The 14,310-nt window shown below is 45.8% G+C and carries 15 protein-coding genes and 1 other RNA gene; 8 read left to right on the top strand and 8 right to left on the bottom strand.

The features are described 5' to 3' along the window. Window positions 1-54: 54 nt before the first annotated feature. From ViNHUV68_RS12115 to ilvN, 3 genes are all read left to right on the top strand, one after another. Complete coding sequence (locus tag ViNHUV68_RS12115) at window positions 55-1,863, top strand: AMP-binding protein (RefSeq protein WP_391088328.1); 1,809 nt, start codon at window positions 55-57, stop codon at window positions 1,861-1,863. Window positions 1,864-2,301: 438 nt separating this feature from the next. Continuing rightward, window positions 2,302-4,026, top strand: coding sequence for an acetolactate synthase 3 large subunit (locus tag ViNHUV68_RS12110; RefSeq protein WP_391088326.1), 1,725 nt, complete (start codon window positions 2,302-2,304; stop codon window positions 4,024-4,026). Window position 4,027: 1 nt separating this feature from the next. After that, a complete protein-coding gene (ilvN, locus tag ViNHUV68_RS12105) occupies window positions 4,028-4,522 on the top strand; it encodes an acetolactate synthase small subunit (protein ID WP_038174270.1) in 495 nt (164 codons plus the stop codon). Window positions 4,523-4,585: 63 nt separating this feature from the next. Here ilvN and serA read toward each other — a convergent pair whose 3' ends face one another. The 5 genes from serA to ViNHUV68_RS12080 all read right to left on the bottom strand — a co-directional run bounded on the left by serA (window position 4,586) and on the right by ViNHUV68_RS12080 (window position 7,910). Further along, the gene (serA, locus tag ViNHUV68_RS12100) at window positions 4,586-5,815 is read right to left on the bottom strand and encodes a phosphoglycerate dehydrogenase (protein ID WP_038174269.1); all 1,230 of its coding nucleotides are present in this window, start codon (window positions 5,813-5,815) and stop codon (window positions 4,586-4,588) included. Between the two features lie 251 nt (window positions 5,816-6,066). Further along, window positions 6,067-6,723, bottom strand: a complete 657-nt coding sequence (gene rpiA / locus ViNHUV68_RS12095; protein WP_038174268.1) for a ribose-5-phosphate isomerase RpiA — start codon at window positions 6,721-6,723, stop codon at window positions 6,067-6,069. A 60-nt stretch (window positions 6,724-6,783) separates the two neighbouring features. Beyond that, complete coding sequence (locus tag ViNHUV68_RS12090; RefSeq protein ID WP_391088323.1) at window positions 6,784-7,371, bottom strand: 5-formyltetrahydrofolate cyclo-ligase; 588 nt, start codon at window positions 7,369-7,371, stop codon at window positions 6,784-6,786. Between the two features lie 32 nt (window positions 7,372-7,403). Further along, a non-coding RNA gene (gene ssrS / locus ViNHUV68_RS12085) (6S RNA) lies at window positions 7,404-7,586 on the bottom strand. Between the two features lie 15 nt (window positions 7,587-7,601). Then, on the bottom strand, window positions 7,602-7,910 hold the full coding sequence (locus ViNHUV68_RS12080) for a cell division protein ZapA (RefSeq protein WP_038174267.1): 309 nt from the start codon (window positions 7,908-7,910) through the stop codon (window positions 7,602-7,604). Between the two features lie 235 nt (window positions 7,911-8,145). Between ViNHUV68_RS12080 and ViNHUV68_RS12075 the strand changes: the two genes are divergently transcribed. Genes ViNHUV68_RS12075 through ViNHUV68_RS12065 form a run of 3 tightly spaced genes read left to right on the top strand, consistent with a single transcriptional unit; the run spans window position 8,146 to window position 11,165 of the window. Next, window positions 8,146-8,721: a UPF0149 family protein gene (locus tag ViNHUV68_RS12075; protein ID WP_391088320.1), complete on the top strand. Its 576-nt coding sequence runs from the start codon at window positions 8,146-8,148 to the stop codon at window positions 8,719-8,721. 12 nt (window positions 8,722-8,733) lie between these two features. Continuing rightward, the gene (ubiH, locus tag ViNHUV68_RS12070) at window positions 8,734-9,909 is read left to right on the top strand and encodes a 2-octaprenyl-6-methoxyphenyl hydroxylase (RefSeq protein ID WP_391088318.1); all 1,176 of its coding nucleotides are present in this window, start codon (window positions 8,734-8,736) and stop codon (window positions 9,907-9,909) included. Between the two features lie 23 nt (window positions 9,910-9,932). Continuing rightward, entirely contained in the window at window positions 9,933-11,165 is a 1,233-nt protein-coding gene (locus ViNHUV68_RS12065; protein WP_038174263.1) for an FAD-dependent 2-octaprenylphenol hydroxylase, read from the top strand. 40 nt (window positions 11,166-11,205) lie between these two features. On the opposite strand, the gene ViNHUV68_RS12060 is transcribed toward ViNHUV68_RS12065, so the two are convergent. From ViNHUV68_RS12060 to ygfZ, 3 genes are all read right to left on the bottom strand, one after another. Further along, window positions 11,206-11,412 carry a DUF1107 domain-containing protein gene (locus ViNHUV68_RS12060; protein WP_038174262.1) on the bottom strand — a complete coding sequence of 69 codons (207 nt, stop codon included), beginning with the start codon at window positions 11,410-11,412 and terminating at the stop codon, window positions 11,206-11,208. A 619-nt stretch (window positions 11,413-12,031) separates the two neighbouring features. Beyond that, on the bottom strand, window positions 12,032-12,511 hold the full coding sequence (locus ViNHUV68_RS12055) for a YbaK/EbsC family protein (protein WP_391088316.1): 480 nt from the start codon (window positions 12,509-12,511) through the stop codon (window positions 12,032-12,034). Further along, window positions 12,504-13,469, bottom strand: coding sequence for a tRNA-modifying protein YgfZ (gene ygfZ / locus ViNHUV68_RS12050; protein WP_391088314.1), 966 nt, complete (start codon window positions 13,467-13,469; stop codon window positions 12,504-12,506). Before ygfZ ends, ViNHUV68_RS12055 begins: the two co-directional genes overlap by 8 nt. Window positions 13,470-13,671: 202 nt before the next feature. On the opposite strand from ygfZ, the gene ViNHUV68_RS12045 reads away from it, so the two are divergent. Together ViNHUV68_RS12045 and ViNHUV68_RS12040 are read left to right on the top strand one after the other, a co-directional pair. Continuing rightward, complete coding sequence (locus tag ViNHUV68_RS12045) at window positions 13,672-13,932, top strand: succinate dehydrogenase assembly factor 2 (RefSeq protein WP_038174259.1); 261 nt, start codon at window positions 13,672-13,674, stop codon at window positions 13,930-13,932. 25 nt (window positions 13,933-13,957) lie between these two features. Beyond that, entirely contained in the window at window positions 13,958-14,299 is a 342-nt protein-coding gene (locus ViNHUV68_RS12040) for a protein YgfX (protein ID WP_391088313.1), read from the top strand. The last annotated feature ends 11 nt before the right edge of the window (window positions 14,300-14,310 follow it).

Here is a 14,310-nt window from a genome sequence, read left to right as displayed (position 1 = left end):
ATGTACACTTGTGCGCTGATTAAAGCTTACATGTGTAAGCTAAAGGTAATAGAGATGGCCAACCTAGATTTTCATATTGTAAAACGAATTCGAAACCAGATTGCACAACGTGGCGACCGTATTGCACTTAAACATAAAGTCGGCAATATGTGGAACGGCATTAGCTGGAAGCAGTTTGGTCAGCAGGTAGATGCACTTTCCCTTGCACTATTAGCTCAAGGAATCCGAGTTCAGGACAAGATCGGAATCTTCTCCAACAACATGCCACAATGGACGGTGGCAGACTTTGCCGCATTGCAGTTGCGTGCCGTTACTGTCCCTATTTATCCGACCAATACCGCAGCGCAATCTGCGTACATTTTGCAAGATGCTGATGTCAGAGTGTTGTTTGTCGGTGAGCAGGAACAATTTGATGCCGCAGTCGATATATTTCAACAGTGCCCAGACCTTGAGTTGATTGTCGCGATGTCAGATGACGTCGACTTAGGCAATCACGACTTTGCCATTGGTTGGCAGCAGTTTATTGCCAATGTTGACAGTGATCAGCAGCAAGCGTTGGATGCTCGTCTTGATCAAGCTAACTTTGATGATCTGCTTACCCTTATCTACACCTCTGGCACAACAGGCCAGCCAAAAGGGGTGATGCTCGATTACGCGAACATTGCTGCTCAGCTTGAGGGACACGATGAGCGCCTAAGCTTATCAGAATCTGATGTGTCATTATGTTTCTTGCCGCTATCGCATGTATTTGAACGCGCATGGACGTTTTATGTGTTGTACAAAGGCGCGACCAACTGTTACCTCAAAGACACCATGCAAGTGCGTGACGCATTAAGTGAAGTGCGCCCGACGGTGATGTGTGCGGTACCGCGTTTCTACGAGAAGATCTTCTCAGCCATTCACGAAAAAGTCGCTAAAGCACCATTTATTCGCAAAGTGATGTTTACTTGGGCGGTGAATATGGGCGCTAAGATGGCGCTTTGTCATCAGCAAGGTCGTAAACCTTCGCTGCTATTGAAAAAGTCGCACGCTTTAGCGGATAAAATCGTACTTTCTAAATTGCGTGCTCTGCTTGGCGGTAATATTAACTTTATGCCGTGTGGTGGCGCTAAGTTAGACGAGACCATTGGCCGCTTCTTTCATGCCCTTGGTATCAACGTTAAGCTCGGCTACGGCATGACAGAAACTACCGCGACCGTATCGTGTTGGGATGATAAGTGTTTCAACCCAGACTCGATTGGTATGTCTATGCCAGGGGCTCAGGTTAAGATTGGTGACAACAACGAGATTTTAGTGCGTGGTCCGATGGTCATGCGTGGCTATTACAAAATGCCAGAAGAAACGGCAAAAACGTTTGATGAACATGGCTTTTTGAAAACGGGTGATGCAGGCCATATTGATGAAAACGGTAACCTTTTCATTACCGACCGTATCAAAGAGTTAATGAAGACTTCTGGTGGCAAGTACATTGCCCCACAAATGATCGAAGGGGCGATTGGTAAAGATCACTTTATTGAACAAATTGCCGTGATCGCTGATACCCGTAAATTTGTTTCAGCACTTATTGTACCTTGTTATGACTCTTTAGAAGAGTACGCAAAAGAGCTCAATATAAAATATCAAGACCGTGTTGAGTTGATTAAGCATCACCAAATCGTTGAAATGCTAGAGAAGCGGGTTAATGGGTTGCAGAAAGAATTGGCCAAATTTGAGCAGGTCAAAAAATTTAAACTACTGCCTAAAGCTTTTTCTATGCATGATGGGGAACTGACTCCCACTCAGAAACTGCGTCGCAAAGTGATTAACGACAAGTATCAAGACGAAATTGAAGAAATGTACACGGATAAACACGATAAAAAGTAGTTTCCGCTGAGTTAAATTATTAACTGATTAAAAATCCCCCAGCAGGCTTTGTCGCTTGCTGGGGGATTTTTTATGGCCTTAAGCTCGAAGAGGTCGGCCATTTCATTCGCCGCAATCACTGCTATCCAAGTAAAATAATAGCGTGAATTTTTCTTATTTAATGGTTTATATGACTGGATATGTGTTAATTGGCCAATCTATCGTGCAATGATGTATGGTTAGGCAGGATTAAGTTCAAACTGAGACAAACATCGCATTAGACCCGTTGCTAAGAAAGCGTTACATTTGTTGCGTTAGCTTGCTTTATGTTACCAATAAGCAAGACATAGCCGAAAAAGTGGAAGTATTTCGAATTAGGCTACGAATAAGCCCTAGACTATGAAAAACCAGCCCATTGCGTTGACCTTACACAATGACAAACTGGTTAAGGAGAAAAATATGACAACAATGTTATCCGGCGCGGAGATGGTTGTTCAATCTCTGATCGAAGAAGGTGTTGAACAGATCTTTGGTTATCCTGGCGGATCTGTTTTAGATATTTACGACGCGCTTCATGCGAAAGATGATCAAATCAAGCACGTTCTGGTGCGTCATGAACAAGCCGCAACGCATATGGCTGATGGCTATGCTCGGGCAACAGGCAACCCCGGTGTGGTGTTAGTGTGTTCAGGTCCTGGTGCGACCAATACCATTACAGGTATTGCGACAGCTTACATGGACTCTATTCCAATGATCGTTGTTTCCGGCAACGTGCCCAATAACATGATCGGTAATGATGCCTTCCAAGAGTGCGACATTGTTGGTGTTTCTCGCCCTGTGGTTAAACATAGCTTTTTAGTAAAAAAAGCAGAAGACATTCCTGAAACGGTCAAAAAAGCCTTTTATATTGCGACCACAGGTCGTCCTGGCCCAGTTCTCATCGATTTGCCCAAAGATGTCTTGAACCCACTTAATAAGCTGCCTTATGAGTACCCTCAATCGCTGTCAATGCGCTCATACAAGCCGACGACAACGGGTCATAAAGGTCAGATAAAGAAAGGCCTCAAGACGCTGCTTGAAGCGAAAAAACCCGTATTATATGTTGGTGGTGGCGCCGTTATTTCTGAAGCTGAGCAGCCTCTAATTAAGCTTGCCGAAATGCTCAACCTTCCAGTTGTGAGTACTTTGATGGGATTAGGCGCTTTTCCCGGTACGCATAAAAACTCACTGGGCATGTTAGGCATGCATGGTTTGTATGAAGCGAACATGGCGATGCACGAAGCTGATCTTATCTTTGGCGTCGGGGTTCGTTTTGATGATCGAACCACCAATAACCTAGAAAAGTACTGTCCGAATGCGAAAGTGATGCACATCGACATCGATCCTTCTTCGATCTCTAAGAATGTGAAAGCCGATGTTCCGATTGTGGGCTCTGCCGATAAAGTGCTGCAAAGCATGGTCAACTTGCTTGAAGAGCAGGGCAGTAGCAACGATCAAGATGCCTTAAATCGCTGGTGGGATAACATACAATTGTGGCGTGACCGTCAATGCCTTTCTTACGAGAAGTCGCCAGAGCGTATTAAGCCCCAGCAAGTTATTGAAACTCTACATAAACTAACCAATGGCGATGCCTATGTGGCGTCAGACGTTGGCCAACACCAAATGTTCGCAGCTCTCTATTATCCGTTTAACAAACCTCGTCGCTGGATCAATTCAGGCGGCTTGGGCACGATGGGTTTTGGTTTACCAGCAGGGATGGGAGTGAAGTTTGCCAAACCTGATGAGGAGGTTGTAGTTGTGACTGGGGATGGCAGTATTCAAATGAATATTCAAGAGCTATCAACCGCGTTGCAATATGACATTCCAGTTAAGATTATTAACTTGAACAACCGTTTCTTAGGCATGGTCAAACAGTGGCAAGATATTATTTACCAAGGCAGACACTCTAACTCATACATGAGTTCCGTTCCCGATTTTGCCGCCATCGCTGAAGCGTATGGTCATGTCGGTATTCGCATTGAAACGCCCGATCAACTCGAAGCCGGTCTTAAGCAAGCGCTAGATATGAAAGATCGTTTGGTATTTGTTGATATCAATGTGGATGAGACCGAGCATGTTTATCCGATGCAGATTAAAGGCGAAGGTATGGACAAAATGTGGTTAAGCAAAACGGAGAGAACTTAATATGAGACACATTATTTCATTGCTATTAGAAAACCAACCCGGTGCTTTGTCTCGTGTGGTTGGCTTATTCTCTCAACGTGCTTACAACATAGAATCTTTGACCGTGTCACCGACCGATGATGAGACGTTATCGCGCCTGAATATTACCACTATCTCTGATGATATGGAGCTTGAGCAGATCCAGAAGCAGCTTAATAAATTGATCGATGTGCTAAAGGTTCAGGAAGTGACAGAGCTGGATCATATTGAGCGTGAGTTAATGATGGTTAAGGTCAAAGCGAGCGGATTTTCGCGCGCAGAAGTTAAGCGTACCGCAGATATTTTCCGTGGCCAAATTGTCGATGTGACCGCTTCTCAGTATACCGTCCAAATGGCGGGCACAAGTGAAAAGCTTGATGCGTTTATTCAGGCTATTTCAGAAGTCACTGAAGTGATTGAAGTTGCGCGTAGTGGTGTGGTTGGGATTGCACGTGGTGAACGGGCTTTAAAACCATAACACCCTGATTATAATAAAAAACCACCGTTATTACGGTGGTTTTTTTGTTCTAGCTATCCGTGCTTAGTGCAGGATACGTGCACGTATGGTGCCTTCGATTTCTTTCAGTTTTGCCAAGGCTTCTTCAGAGCGTTCTGTTTCGACATCAATAACAACGTAGCCAAAATCTGCCGCTGTCTGCAGGTATTGACCCGCAATGTTAATGCCTTCTTCAGCAAAAATAGTGTTAATTTGCGTTAGGATACCAGGACGGTTTTGGTGGATGTGCAGCAAACGTGAACAATCGCGGTGCTCAGGTAGTGATACTTCAGGGAAGTTAACACTTGAAAGCGTTGAGCCGTTATCTGAGTACTTGGCCAATTTGCCCGCCACTTCAACACCAATGTTCTCTTGGGCTTCTTGCGTTGAACCACCAACGTGTGGGGTCAAAATGACGTTGTCGAATTTCTGCAGTGGTGACTCAAAGCGATCTGCATTGGTTTTAGGTTCGGTTGGGAATACATCGATAGCTGCGCCAGATAAGTGGCCTGACTCTAAACTATGACAAAGCGCTTCAATATCAACGACAGTGCCTCGTGCGGCGTTGATAAAGATCGAACCTGGCTTCATACGAGCAAACTCTTCAGTGCCCATCATATTCTTGGTTTCTTGTGTTTCAGGTACGTGCAAGGAAATGACGTCACACTTATTGAGTAACTCACTCATGGTTGGTATCTGAGTGGCATTACCGAGAGACAGTTTGTTTTCGATGTCGTAGAAGTAAACACGCATGCCGAGGTTTTCAGCAATGATACCTAACTGAGTACCGATATGACCGTAACCAATAATACCTAGACGCTTTCCGCGCGCTTCATATGAGTTATCGGCGCTCTTTTTCCAAATCCCACGATGAGCAAGAGCATTCTTTTCTGGAATACCGCGCAATAGCAATAGTATTTGACCAAGTACCAGTTCCGCAACGCTACGTGTATTCGAGAATGGGGCATTGAAGACAGGGATACCGCGTGAAGCTGCTGCGTTGAGATCAACTTGGTTGGTACCAATACAGAAACAACCGATCGCCACTAGCTTTTCAGCGGCGTCGATCACTTGCTGGGATAGGTTAGTGCGTGAGCGAATACCGATGAAGTGCACATCTTTTACCGCTTCTAATAGCTCATCTTCAGCGAGAGAGCCTTTGTGGTATTCGATATTGCTATAACCCGATGCTTGAAGAACTTCTACAGTTGATGGGTGTAGACCTTCAAGCAAAAGTATTTTTATTTTATCTTTTTGCAGCGAAACTTTGGCCATTGTCTTCTTCCTTAAAGTGGGGAAATTGGGCTTAACTGGCGCACATTGGGCAAAAACAGATAAAGCAAACGTTTTGATCTGCGCTTAGTGTTACGCAAACGTTTTCCTTGTGCGTCTTCTGACCATTAAGTTATCAAAAAAAAAACAATTTGGGTAAGAAAATTACGGAATAAGGCATAATTTTTATTGTATGAAATGAAAAAACGGCGCCGAATGGCGCCGCTTGTAATGAAATAACAAAAAATCGCAAGTTACTCTTCGATTTTTGCGCCTTCAGGTGTACCTGTGATGACGACGTCAGCGCCGCGGTGAGCGAACAGACCAACCGTTACGACACCAACAATAGAGTTAATCTTATCTTCTAATGCTTTTGGATCTGTAATTTTTAGGTTATGTACATCTAGGATCACGTTACCGTTATCAGTGATCACACCTTCGCGATAGGCTGGGTCACCGCCGAGTTTAACCAGTTCACGTCCAACATAAGAGCGTGCCATTGGAATTACTTCGACAGGGAGTGGGAATTGGCCAAGGACATCAACTGCTTTGGTGTTGTCGACAATGCACACAAATTTATCAGAAATAGCAGCGACAATTTTTTCACGAGTAAGTGCCGCACCACCACCTTTGATCATGTCGCGTGCCGAGTTAATTTCATCAGCACCATCAACGTAAATATCCAGCGCCGCGACTTCATTACAGTCAAAAACTTCGATGCCTAAGCCTTTTAGCTTTTCGGTCGACGCTTCTGAGCTTGAAACTGCACCTTTGATATCGTCTTTCATAGTTGCAAGTGCATCGATGAAGTGATTAACGGTCGAGCCAGTACCAACACCAACAATGCTGTCTTTTTCAACATACTTAAGTGCTGCCCAACCAGCTTCTTTTTTCATTTCATCTTGAGTCATGCTCATCTCCTAAAGCGGTAGTAATATCGTTTGCGGCGCGATTATATCGTCAAACTAACTCTATTCCCAATCCCAGATCTGGCTTGGGGTCACTATTTTAGGTAGTGGAACGTCCCAAGACTCGACAGGCAACTTATCGACGTGTTGGCAATCGTGCGCGAGCCCAATCGGTTTTGGCCCTTGTTGAGTCGCAAACCAAGGGGCAAGGGTGCGGTCATAATAGCCGCCGCCCATGCCGAGTCGATGCCCATCTTGAGCAAATGCCACCAGTGGCGTACAGATAAGGTCAAGTTGCGCTGTGGGAAGAATTTGAGTCACATCGAGTTTAGGTTCGGCAATCGAGTAACGATTGAGCACCATCGGCGTAGTCTTCTCGTAGCGCAGGAAAAGCAGATGGCCCGATGAAAAGGGATGAATAACGGGTAAGTAGGTGTGTTTACCTTGCTGCCACAACCATTGGATCAGTGGCTTGGTATCAATTTCACCATCGGCGGTTAGGTAAAGGGCAATGTGCTGAGCACCGGCCAGTTCGGGTAGGGCCGAAAATTGATGGACGAGGTCGACGCTCGCCAAATATTGTACATCACTACTTAACTGATTGCGCTTATGGCGAATTGCGCGGCGAAATTGTTGACGTGATAAAGTCATGGTGGTACCCATTCTGTCTGGGTACCAAATTGGAATACCCCAGAGTGCCGTTGGAGATATCGACCCTTGAACCAGCTGGTTCAAGGCGGATCAGCAGAGATAACCGTAGGCTTCTCGGTTCAAGCCGAGCTTGCTCAATAGCTATCAAGTACCAACCCTTAGGTATTGCTTATCGGCTCAGGGACTTAATCCCCTCACGCACACTCCAGGGTAAATTCTTGTTGTAAAGCTTACTGCTGTCCTGGCTTCACTTTACTGATTGCACTGTCTATCGATGCTGAGAGCTGCTCCATGCGCTCAAAAAGTGCTTCTTGTTTCTGCTTTGAGTCACTGTCACGTGTTTCAAGTTCATGACAAAAGTTTAGCGCAACAAAGGTAAGAAGTTGTACTTCGTTGGTGATTTTTGTCTTAGCTGCCATATCTTTTAGGCGCTCATCGAGATGGGCTGCAGCCTTGATCAAAGACTCTTCTTGTCCTGCTGGGCAGTTCACCAGAGTTAGCTTGCCTAAGATTTCAACTTCTACCGCTTGATTGCTCATATCGACTCTATATCTATTGCTTGAGGTGATAAGCAGATAATCACCGAAGGGCAAACTATAGAAAAAGGTGTATTAAGATTCAAGCTTTTCCCTAACGCAAATCCAAATCAGCGTGCAATCACACAGTAATTGGGCAATTTGTGCAAAAGCTACCCACAATTGGCCAATCGCTCGTTTTCGCTCGCTTTAGTAAATGGTACGATTGAGGTTATTTTTTCTAATTTAGGTCATTGTAATGAGCGATACCAAACTACCTGATTATCTGACATTTGCCAGTGAACTGCAGTCTGCGGGCTTAGCAGTCAACCCTGCGGAGTTACACGGTTTACTCGTTGGTATGTTAAGTGGCGGTCTCAATCTTACTGATAAAAGTTGGCAGCCAATGGTGTTTGACTATGTCAGTGAAGGAATGGGGTGGCCAAGCAAAGTCTTGCAAATCACCACTGCGACGTTGGATGCTTCAGTTGCGGACCTGACCGGATCAGGTATGGATCTTGAACTACTGCTGCCAGACGAAGAAGCAAGCGCGACATTATTTGATGTGGCAGATGGTTTAGCCGATTGGGTTAATCATTTTATCTCAGGTTTAGGCTTGGTTAATACCAAATTGAACAAAGCATCGAGCGATATAAAAGAAGCGCTTGCGGATCTTGAAGAGATCGCGAAACTCGGCATTGATGAAGACGATGATCTCACCGAGCAAGGCCACCTTCTTGAGCAAGTGATTGAGCATGTAAAAGCGTGCGTCTTGACTATTCATGCCGAGTTTGGTCAAAAAGTGCAAATTCAATCAACGCCTACGATTCATTAAATCGGTACTCCTATGAAGCAATTTGATGTGATCATCGCCGGCGGCGGCATGGCAGGAATGACGTTGGCGTTGGCGATTAATAAATTGTCACCCTCGCCATTATCGATTGCTGTGATTGAGCCTTTCAAAGTGGATCATCAGGCCCATCCAGGCTTTGACTCACGTTCAATTGCGCTTTGCTATGGTACGGTTGCCTTGCTGAAACAGCTTGGTCTATGGCATGAAATCAGTAAAGTAGCCACTGCGATTGAACATATTCACGTGTCTGATCGTAATCATGCAGGCATGACGGATATTACTCACCAACAAGTGGGGCTAGAGGCTCTAGGGTATGTGGTTGAGTTAGCGGATGTTGGGCGGATTTATCATCAACTGGTTGAGCTTGATCCACACATTACTTTAATCACAGCGGCGGTTGAGCGCGTTGAACGCGAGCAGCAGCATGTCTTACTGACTTTAGATAATAAGCTTGAGCTGGAAGGGCAACTCCTGGTTGCTGCGGATGGCGCTGGATCGACGTGTTGTCAACAACTAGGGCTTGAACTGATCGAGCATGACTTTGAGCAAGTCGCTGTGATTGCCAACATTACCGCGCAGCAGCCCCATCATGGCCGCGCTTTCGAACGTTTTACCCAGTCAGGTCCGGTGGCGCTATTGCCGATGTCGCAGCAGCGTATGTCTTTGGTGTGGTGCCTGACGGCGCAAGATGCTGACGCTATGATGCACGCGAATGATGAAGAGTTTCTTCAACAGTTGCAAAGTGCGTTTGGTTGGCGTTTAGGGGCGTTGAATAAAGTCGGTCAACGTGCTTGTTACCCATTGATTTTACGTTATCGAGAGCAAACGGTCTCACACCGTTTCGCTGCGCTAGGTAACGCTGCGCAGACTTTACATCCGATTGCGGGTCAAGGGTTTAACCTTGGGATTCGTGACGTGGTTAGTTTGGCTGAGACCATCGCACAATTTTCTGATGATCCAGGTTGTTACCACGGGCTCAAGTGCTATAAGCAGGCACGTCAAGATGACCGCAAAGCAACCATTGCGATGACATCAAGCTTAGTGCACCTGTTCTCGAATGATTATATGCCACTGAGGCTAGGGCGAAATATTGGGTTATTTGCCATGGACAATGTCACATTACTTAAAGCCCCTCTATTACAAAGAACGTTAGGTTTGGTCGCTCGTTAACCGCGGCAAAAAGGACAATAAAAATGATGCAGAGTGTAGATATCGCGATTGTTGGTGGTGGCATGGTCGGTTTGGCGTTGGCCGCCGCATTTAAAGAGACGGATCTACGTATCGCCGTGATTGAAAGCCGTACGCCTGAGAATGAATTGACACAATTACCGGATGTGCGTGTCTCTGCGTTGAGTCGTTCAAGTGAAGTGATGTTGCGTAACCTTGGCGCGTGGCAAGGTATTGTTGCCCGTCGCAGTGCTCCATATTGGGCAATGGAAGTGTGGGAGCAAGATAGTTTTGCGCGGATAGAATTTGAGGCGCAGCAATTAGCTCAACCCGACCTAGGGCATATTGTAGAAAACCGCGTGATTCAGTTGGCGTTACTTGAACAAGTCAAACAGCAAAGTAATGTCTCTTTATTTATGCCCGCTAAATGTGCCTCAATGGCGATTGGTGAGCGTGAAGCATGGTTAACGCTTGATAATGGCCAAGCACTTACTGCCAAGTTGGTGGTCGGCGCTGATGGAGCTAACTCGTGGGTGAGGAAACAGCAAGATATTCCCTTAACTCATTGGGATTATGGTCATAGTGCGATTGTGGCTAATATTCGCACCGCGGAGCCTCATCAACGTGTGGCGCGTCAAATCTTCACCCCACAAGGACCATTGGCGTTTTTGCCCTTAGGTGAAGAGAATCTCAGCTCAATTGTCTGGTCGACCGAGCCGAATCGTGCCGAGCGACTTGTTGCGATGAGCGAGGGTGAGTTTAATAAGGCACTGACTGCAGAATTTGATCATCGCTTAGGTTTGTGTGATGTGGTTGGAGAACGTTTCGCCTTCCCACTTAAGATGCGTTATGCACGTGATTTCGTGGCACAGCGCGTTGCTTTAGTCGGCGATGCCGCTCATACCATTCACCCTTTGGCCGGACAGGGGGTGAATTTAGGCCTGTTAGATGCAGCCTGCTTAGCTCAAGAGGTGTTAGAGCTTCATCAACAAGGTGAAGACTTTGGTAGTAAACGTAACCTGAGAGGCTATGAGCGCTGGCGTAAGGCCGAGGCAGCGAAAATGATTGCTGCGATGCAAGGGTTCAAAGATCTGTTTGAAGGCAACAACCCTGCGAAGAAGCTGATTCGTGGTATTGGTATGAAGTTCGCCGCTCAATTGCCAGGGGCGAAAGATGAAATCATGAAGCGCGCTCTGGGTTTGAAGGGGCACTTGCCACATTTGGCGATGCCGTCTGAGTTTAAGTCTCCGATGTTGTAAAAGCAAAAGGGTTGGCAGTGCCAACCCTTTCTATATTCTGTTATGCGTAGGCGCAGCGCAGTCGCATTACTTCTTTATTTATCTCTTTAACGGCTTTGAAGTGTCGGCTTTCTGCCTTCTCTGGCAACATCAGTTTGCCATTATCAAACTCAAATTTACCTACCCCGTATATATAAATTCGTCCTTTAAACAGCCGGCTAATGTGTTTAGCAATCATACCTGGTGTATAGCGCTTAAACAGTCTCATACGTCCTTCCTTATAGTTAGCAAGCACTGCAAATTATACGTATTTGCCACCGTTAATAGTGTGATTTTCATGGTGGAATATGCAGTAAAAACAGTTTGGATTGGATATTTGTGTTGCTGTAGGCAAAATCACGGATAAATATCCACTCAACTGTGATAACTCCCTCATTTATGTTCTGTAATTTGAACTTAAGAGGAGTATTGAGCAGGAACTATTAAGCCCAATGTTTATGACATTTTTAAGAATAGTTGAACTTTTTCGTTAAGTGTGAAAATTGTGTAAAAATCGACAACAAAAAAAGCCCGCTCAAACGCGGGCGAATAGTCACAGATGCATTACACAAAAAGTGGATGTCCTGAAACAATCAGTGGATACACTTTTTTGTTGGAGAAGGATTCACAACGGTTTGATAAGTCTTGCTTAGCAAACCTTGTGTCGCACAGAAAAATGAAACCTGGGCGAACTTGGACCAACACAGGCAGCATACTGCATAAAAACAATTATGACTACTTATGCTTTATAAATGAATAATAATTTAATTAATTTTTCGCTAATACTGCGAAGTTGATCATGTGAAAATGTAATCGTTTGCAATTGGCGAGAGGGGATATGGTGGAGGTTATGGTTCGCGGCATATCTCGCCGATGATCGGCTGACATAATTGAACCAGATCGTGACACGGCAAAGCAATGCCTGCCATATTTGAGCCGCTACTGATGGTGACTTCGGGCTCGTTAAGTAACTGCCGATCAAACACCACTATCATCGGTGTTTTAAGTAAAATAGGTACAACCGTACCAATTTGATAACCCGTTAGGCTAGCAACCTCTTGCATCGAAACACAGGTCATTCGTCGCCACTCAAGTAGCGAGCGAACCTTCTTGGGGTCAACCGAACGATTGCCTGGAGCACAGGCAATGGCATAACGATGGCTCATATCACGCAAGACTATTGATTTGACCATTTGTTCTGGGCGAATCCCACGTTGTTTGGCGGCATCATCAATCGTTGTTGCGGGTGTTTGATGAGGCAGCAGACGAAAGGCCACCTGCTGCGACTCAAGGTATTGAGTGATATGAGTGGAGATTGGTTTAGTCATTATCTAAAGAGTATGGCAATTCGGCGAAATGCCAGACTTGTTCTGGTTGGCTCTTTAAGCGCAGTTGTGTATCACTGTCTAAATTATTCGGTAGGACTACCAAGGCCAGGGCTTGATTGTCGCTAAAACGGTAGCTGGCAAGCAGCTTACCAGCGCTACGCCAGTTGTCACCCACTGCGCGCTCTAGCTCAGCACTCTGCTCGATATCGCGTTCGGCTGCCCCTTTTACAATAAAGAGAGCCCGTTTATTGATGCCACGGTACTTAGCGCGAGCCACGGTTTCTTGACCTGTATAGCAACCTTTACTAAAGCTAATCCCACCAAGCGCGTGAAGATTAAGTGCCTGAGGAATGTGTTCGTTTTGCTGTTCTGCTGTGAGCAGTGGCAGGCCGGCTTGAATATCAAGAAGCGTCCACAATGATTGATCGACTTTTTCAGCATGGCTGGATGTTGCCAGTTGCTCTGCCGCTGCCGGAGTAAGCAGTAACAGCCAACGCAGATCGTCAATTTTGACGGCCGTTCCGCCTTCAACTACGCGAACATCGCCCGTATCTGGTGACAGGCTATCAATCAAAGCGCTCGCGTCACTGCCCATCACACCCAGAGCAATATCATGACTGTGTGCAAACTCAACCTTGGCAAAAATGGCGTATTTCTTTAGCTCGGCCAACTCTTTTTCGATCAGACTTGCGGGCTGAAACATCGCATAACCTTGGTTATGGTGAAACAAGCGAAATGCGCTCCACACTTTGCCTTTGGCATCACAGTGTGCGCCAAATGTGGCTTGATGTGGTTCCAGAGTGACAACATCACAGGTGATCTGTCCTTGCAGGTAAGATTTTTTATCTTGCCCTTGGACAGTAATGGCACCCCATGTGGTGAGAGGAGCAATGGCCAGTGAGGGAAGTGCGTCACTTGATGTCAGTTGCAACGGCGCAAAATCGTTTTGCCAATCCATGATGATTACCTAATTAAGTCGATATTGCTGCTATGTTATCGCCGATCACGGGTGATAAACAACCTTTTGAGTAGTGTGTCAATTTTACTTGGGGTAAGGATGAAAATTTCGAGTCTCGTCGGGAGTGTGACTGGCGCACTAGTTGTCTGCGGTTTTGCTTGTTACACTCGCCCCACACAACCGATATTGGTGAGGAATTACAATGTATACCGCAGAAGAAAAAGCGCGTATTAAATGGGCATGTCGCCGCGGAATGTTAGAGCTTGATGTCGTGATTATGCCGTTTTTTGAAGAATGTTTTGAAGGGCTACAAGAAAACGAACAGCGTGATTTTGTTTCGCTACTCGAATCTGATGATCCGGACTTGTTTACTTGGATCATGGGACACGGTCGCAGTGAAAATCTAGGCCATGCTGCCATGGTAGATAAAATTGTCGCTCACAACCTCAGCAAAGTGCGTTAGGTTAGTTTTAACGTCTTCACATCATTTGAAACAGGCCAATGGATTGCTTTCAGCGTTGGCCTGCTTCACGGTTATTCACTCTCAACTTCCTCTCGTGGCGACGACTCTGTTGTTGCCTTTAGTCATCAAATACACACTGCATCTAAGCTGGTTTACCACGCCATTGACCGGTGAGGTGACGTTTATTTCCCCTCGTGAATATCAAACCGAGCAAGGCACTTACGTGATTAAAGCGGTGTTGTTTCCGTTGATGTCTTTTGGGTTGTTAATTGTCTTAGCCAACAACCAACGTGTATTGCTGTGGCGAGACAGCATGCCCGAGTCGAGTTATCGACAATTGGTGGTGATGTTAAAAAGGGAGCATTGAGCTCCCTTTTT

It is taken from the genome of Vibrio sp. NH-UV-68 (assembly GCF_042940635.1).
GTDB classification, from domain to species: Bacteria; Pseudomonadota; Gammaproteobacteria; order Enterobacterales; family Vibrionaceae; genus Vibrio; species Vibrio pacinii.
Note: the sequence above shows the minus strand (reverse complement) of the source record. Positions and strands in the feature narration are given on the sequence as shown.

Coding starts and splice junctions, on each gene's coding strand:
- ygfZ (WP_391088314.1), bottom strand. CDS start 13,469: ATGGATTGGCAAAACGATTTTGCGCCGTTGCAACTGACATCAAGTGAC.
- ViNHUV68_RS12055 (WP_391088316.1), bottom strand. CDS start 12,511: ATGACTAAACCAATCTCCACTCATATCACTCAATACCTTGAGTCGCAG.
- ilvN (WP_038174270.1), top strand. CDS start 4,028: ATGAGACACATTATTTCATTGCTATTAGAAAACCAACCCGGTGCTTTG.
- rpiA (WP_038174268.1), bottom strand. CDS start 6,723: ATGACTCAAGATGAAATGAAAAAAGAAGCTGGTTGGGCAGCACTTAAG.
- ViNHUV68_RS12045 (WP_038174259.1), top strand. CDS start 13,672: ATGTATACCGCAGAAGAAAAAGCGCGTATTAAATGGGCATGTCGCCGC.
- serA (WP_038174269.1), bottom strand. CDS start 5,815: ATGGCCAAAGTTTCGCTGCAAAAAGATAAAATAAAAATACTTTTGCTT.
- ViNHUV68_RS12080 (WP_038174267.1), bottom strand. CDS start 7,910: ATGAGCAATCAAGCGGTAGAAGTTGAAATCTTAGGCAAGCTAACTCTG.
- ubiH (WP_391088318.1), top strand. CDS start 8,734: ATGAAGCAATTTGATGTGATCATCGCCGGCGGCGGCATGGCAGGAATG.
- ViNHUV68_RS12065 (WP_038174263.1), top strand. CDS start 9,933: ATGATGCAGAGTGTAGATATCGCGATTGTTGGTGGTGGCATGGTCGGT.
- ViNHUV68_RS12110 (WP_391088326.1), top strand. CDS start 2,302: ATGACAACAATGTTATCCGGCGCGGAGATGGTTGTTCAATCTCTGATC.
- ViNHUV68_RS12090 (WP_391088323.1), bottom strand. CDS start 7,371: ATGACTTTATCACGTCAACAATTTCGCCGCGCAATTCGCCATAAGCGC.
- ViNHUV68_RS12115 (WP_391088328.1), top strand. CDS start 55: ATGGCCAACCTAGATTTTCATATTGTAAAACGAATTCGAAACCAGATT.
- ViNHUV68_RS12060 (WP_038174262.1), bottom strand. CDS start 11,412: ATGAGACTGTTTAAGCGCTATACACCAGGTATGATTGCTAAACACATT.
- ViNHUV68_RS12075 (WP_391088320.1), top strand. CDS start 8,146: ATGAGCGATACCAAACTACCTGATTATCTGACATTTGCCAGTGAACTG.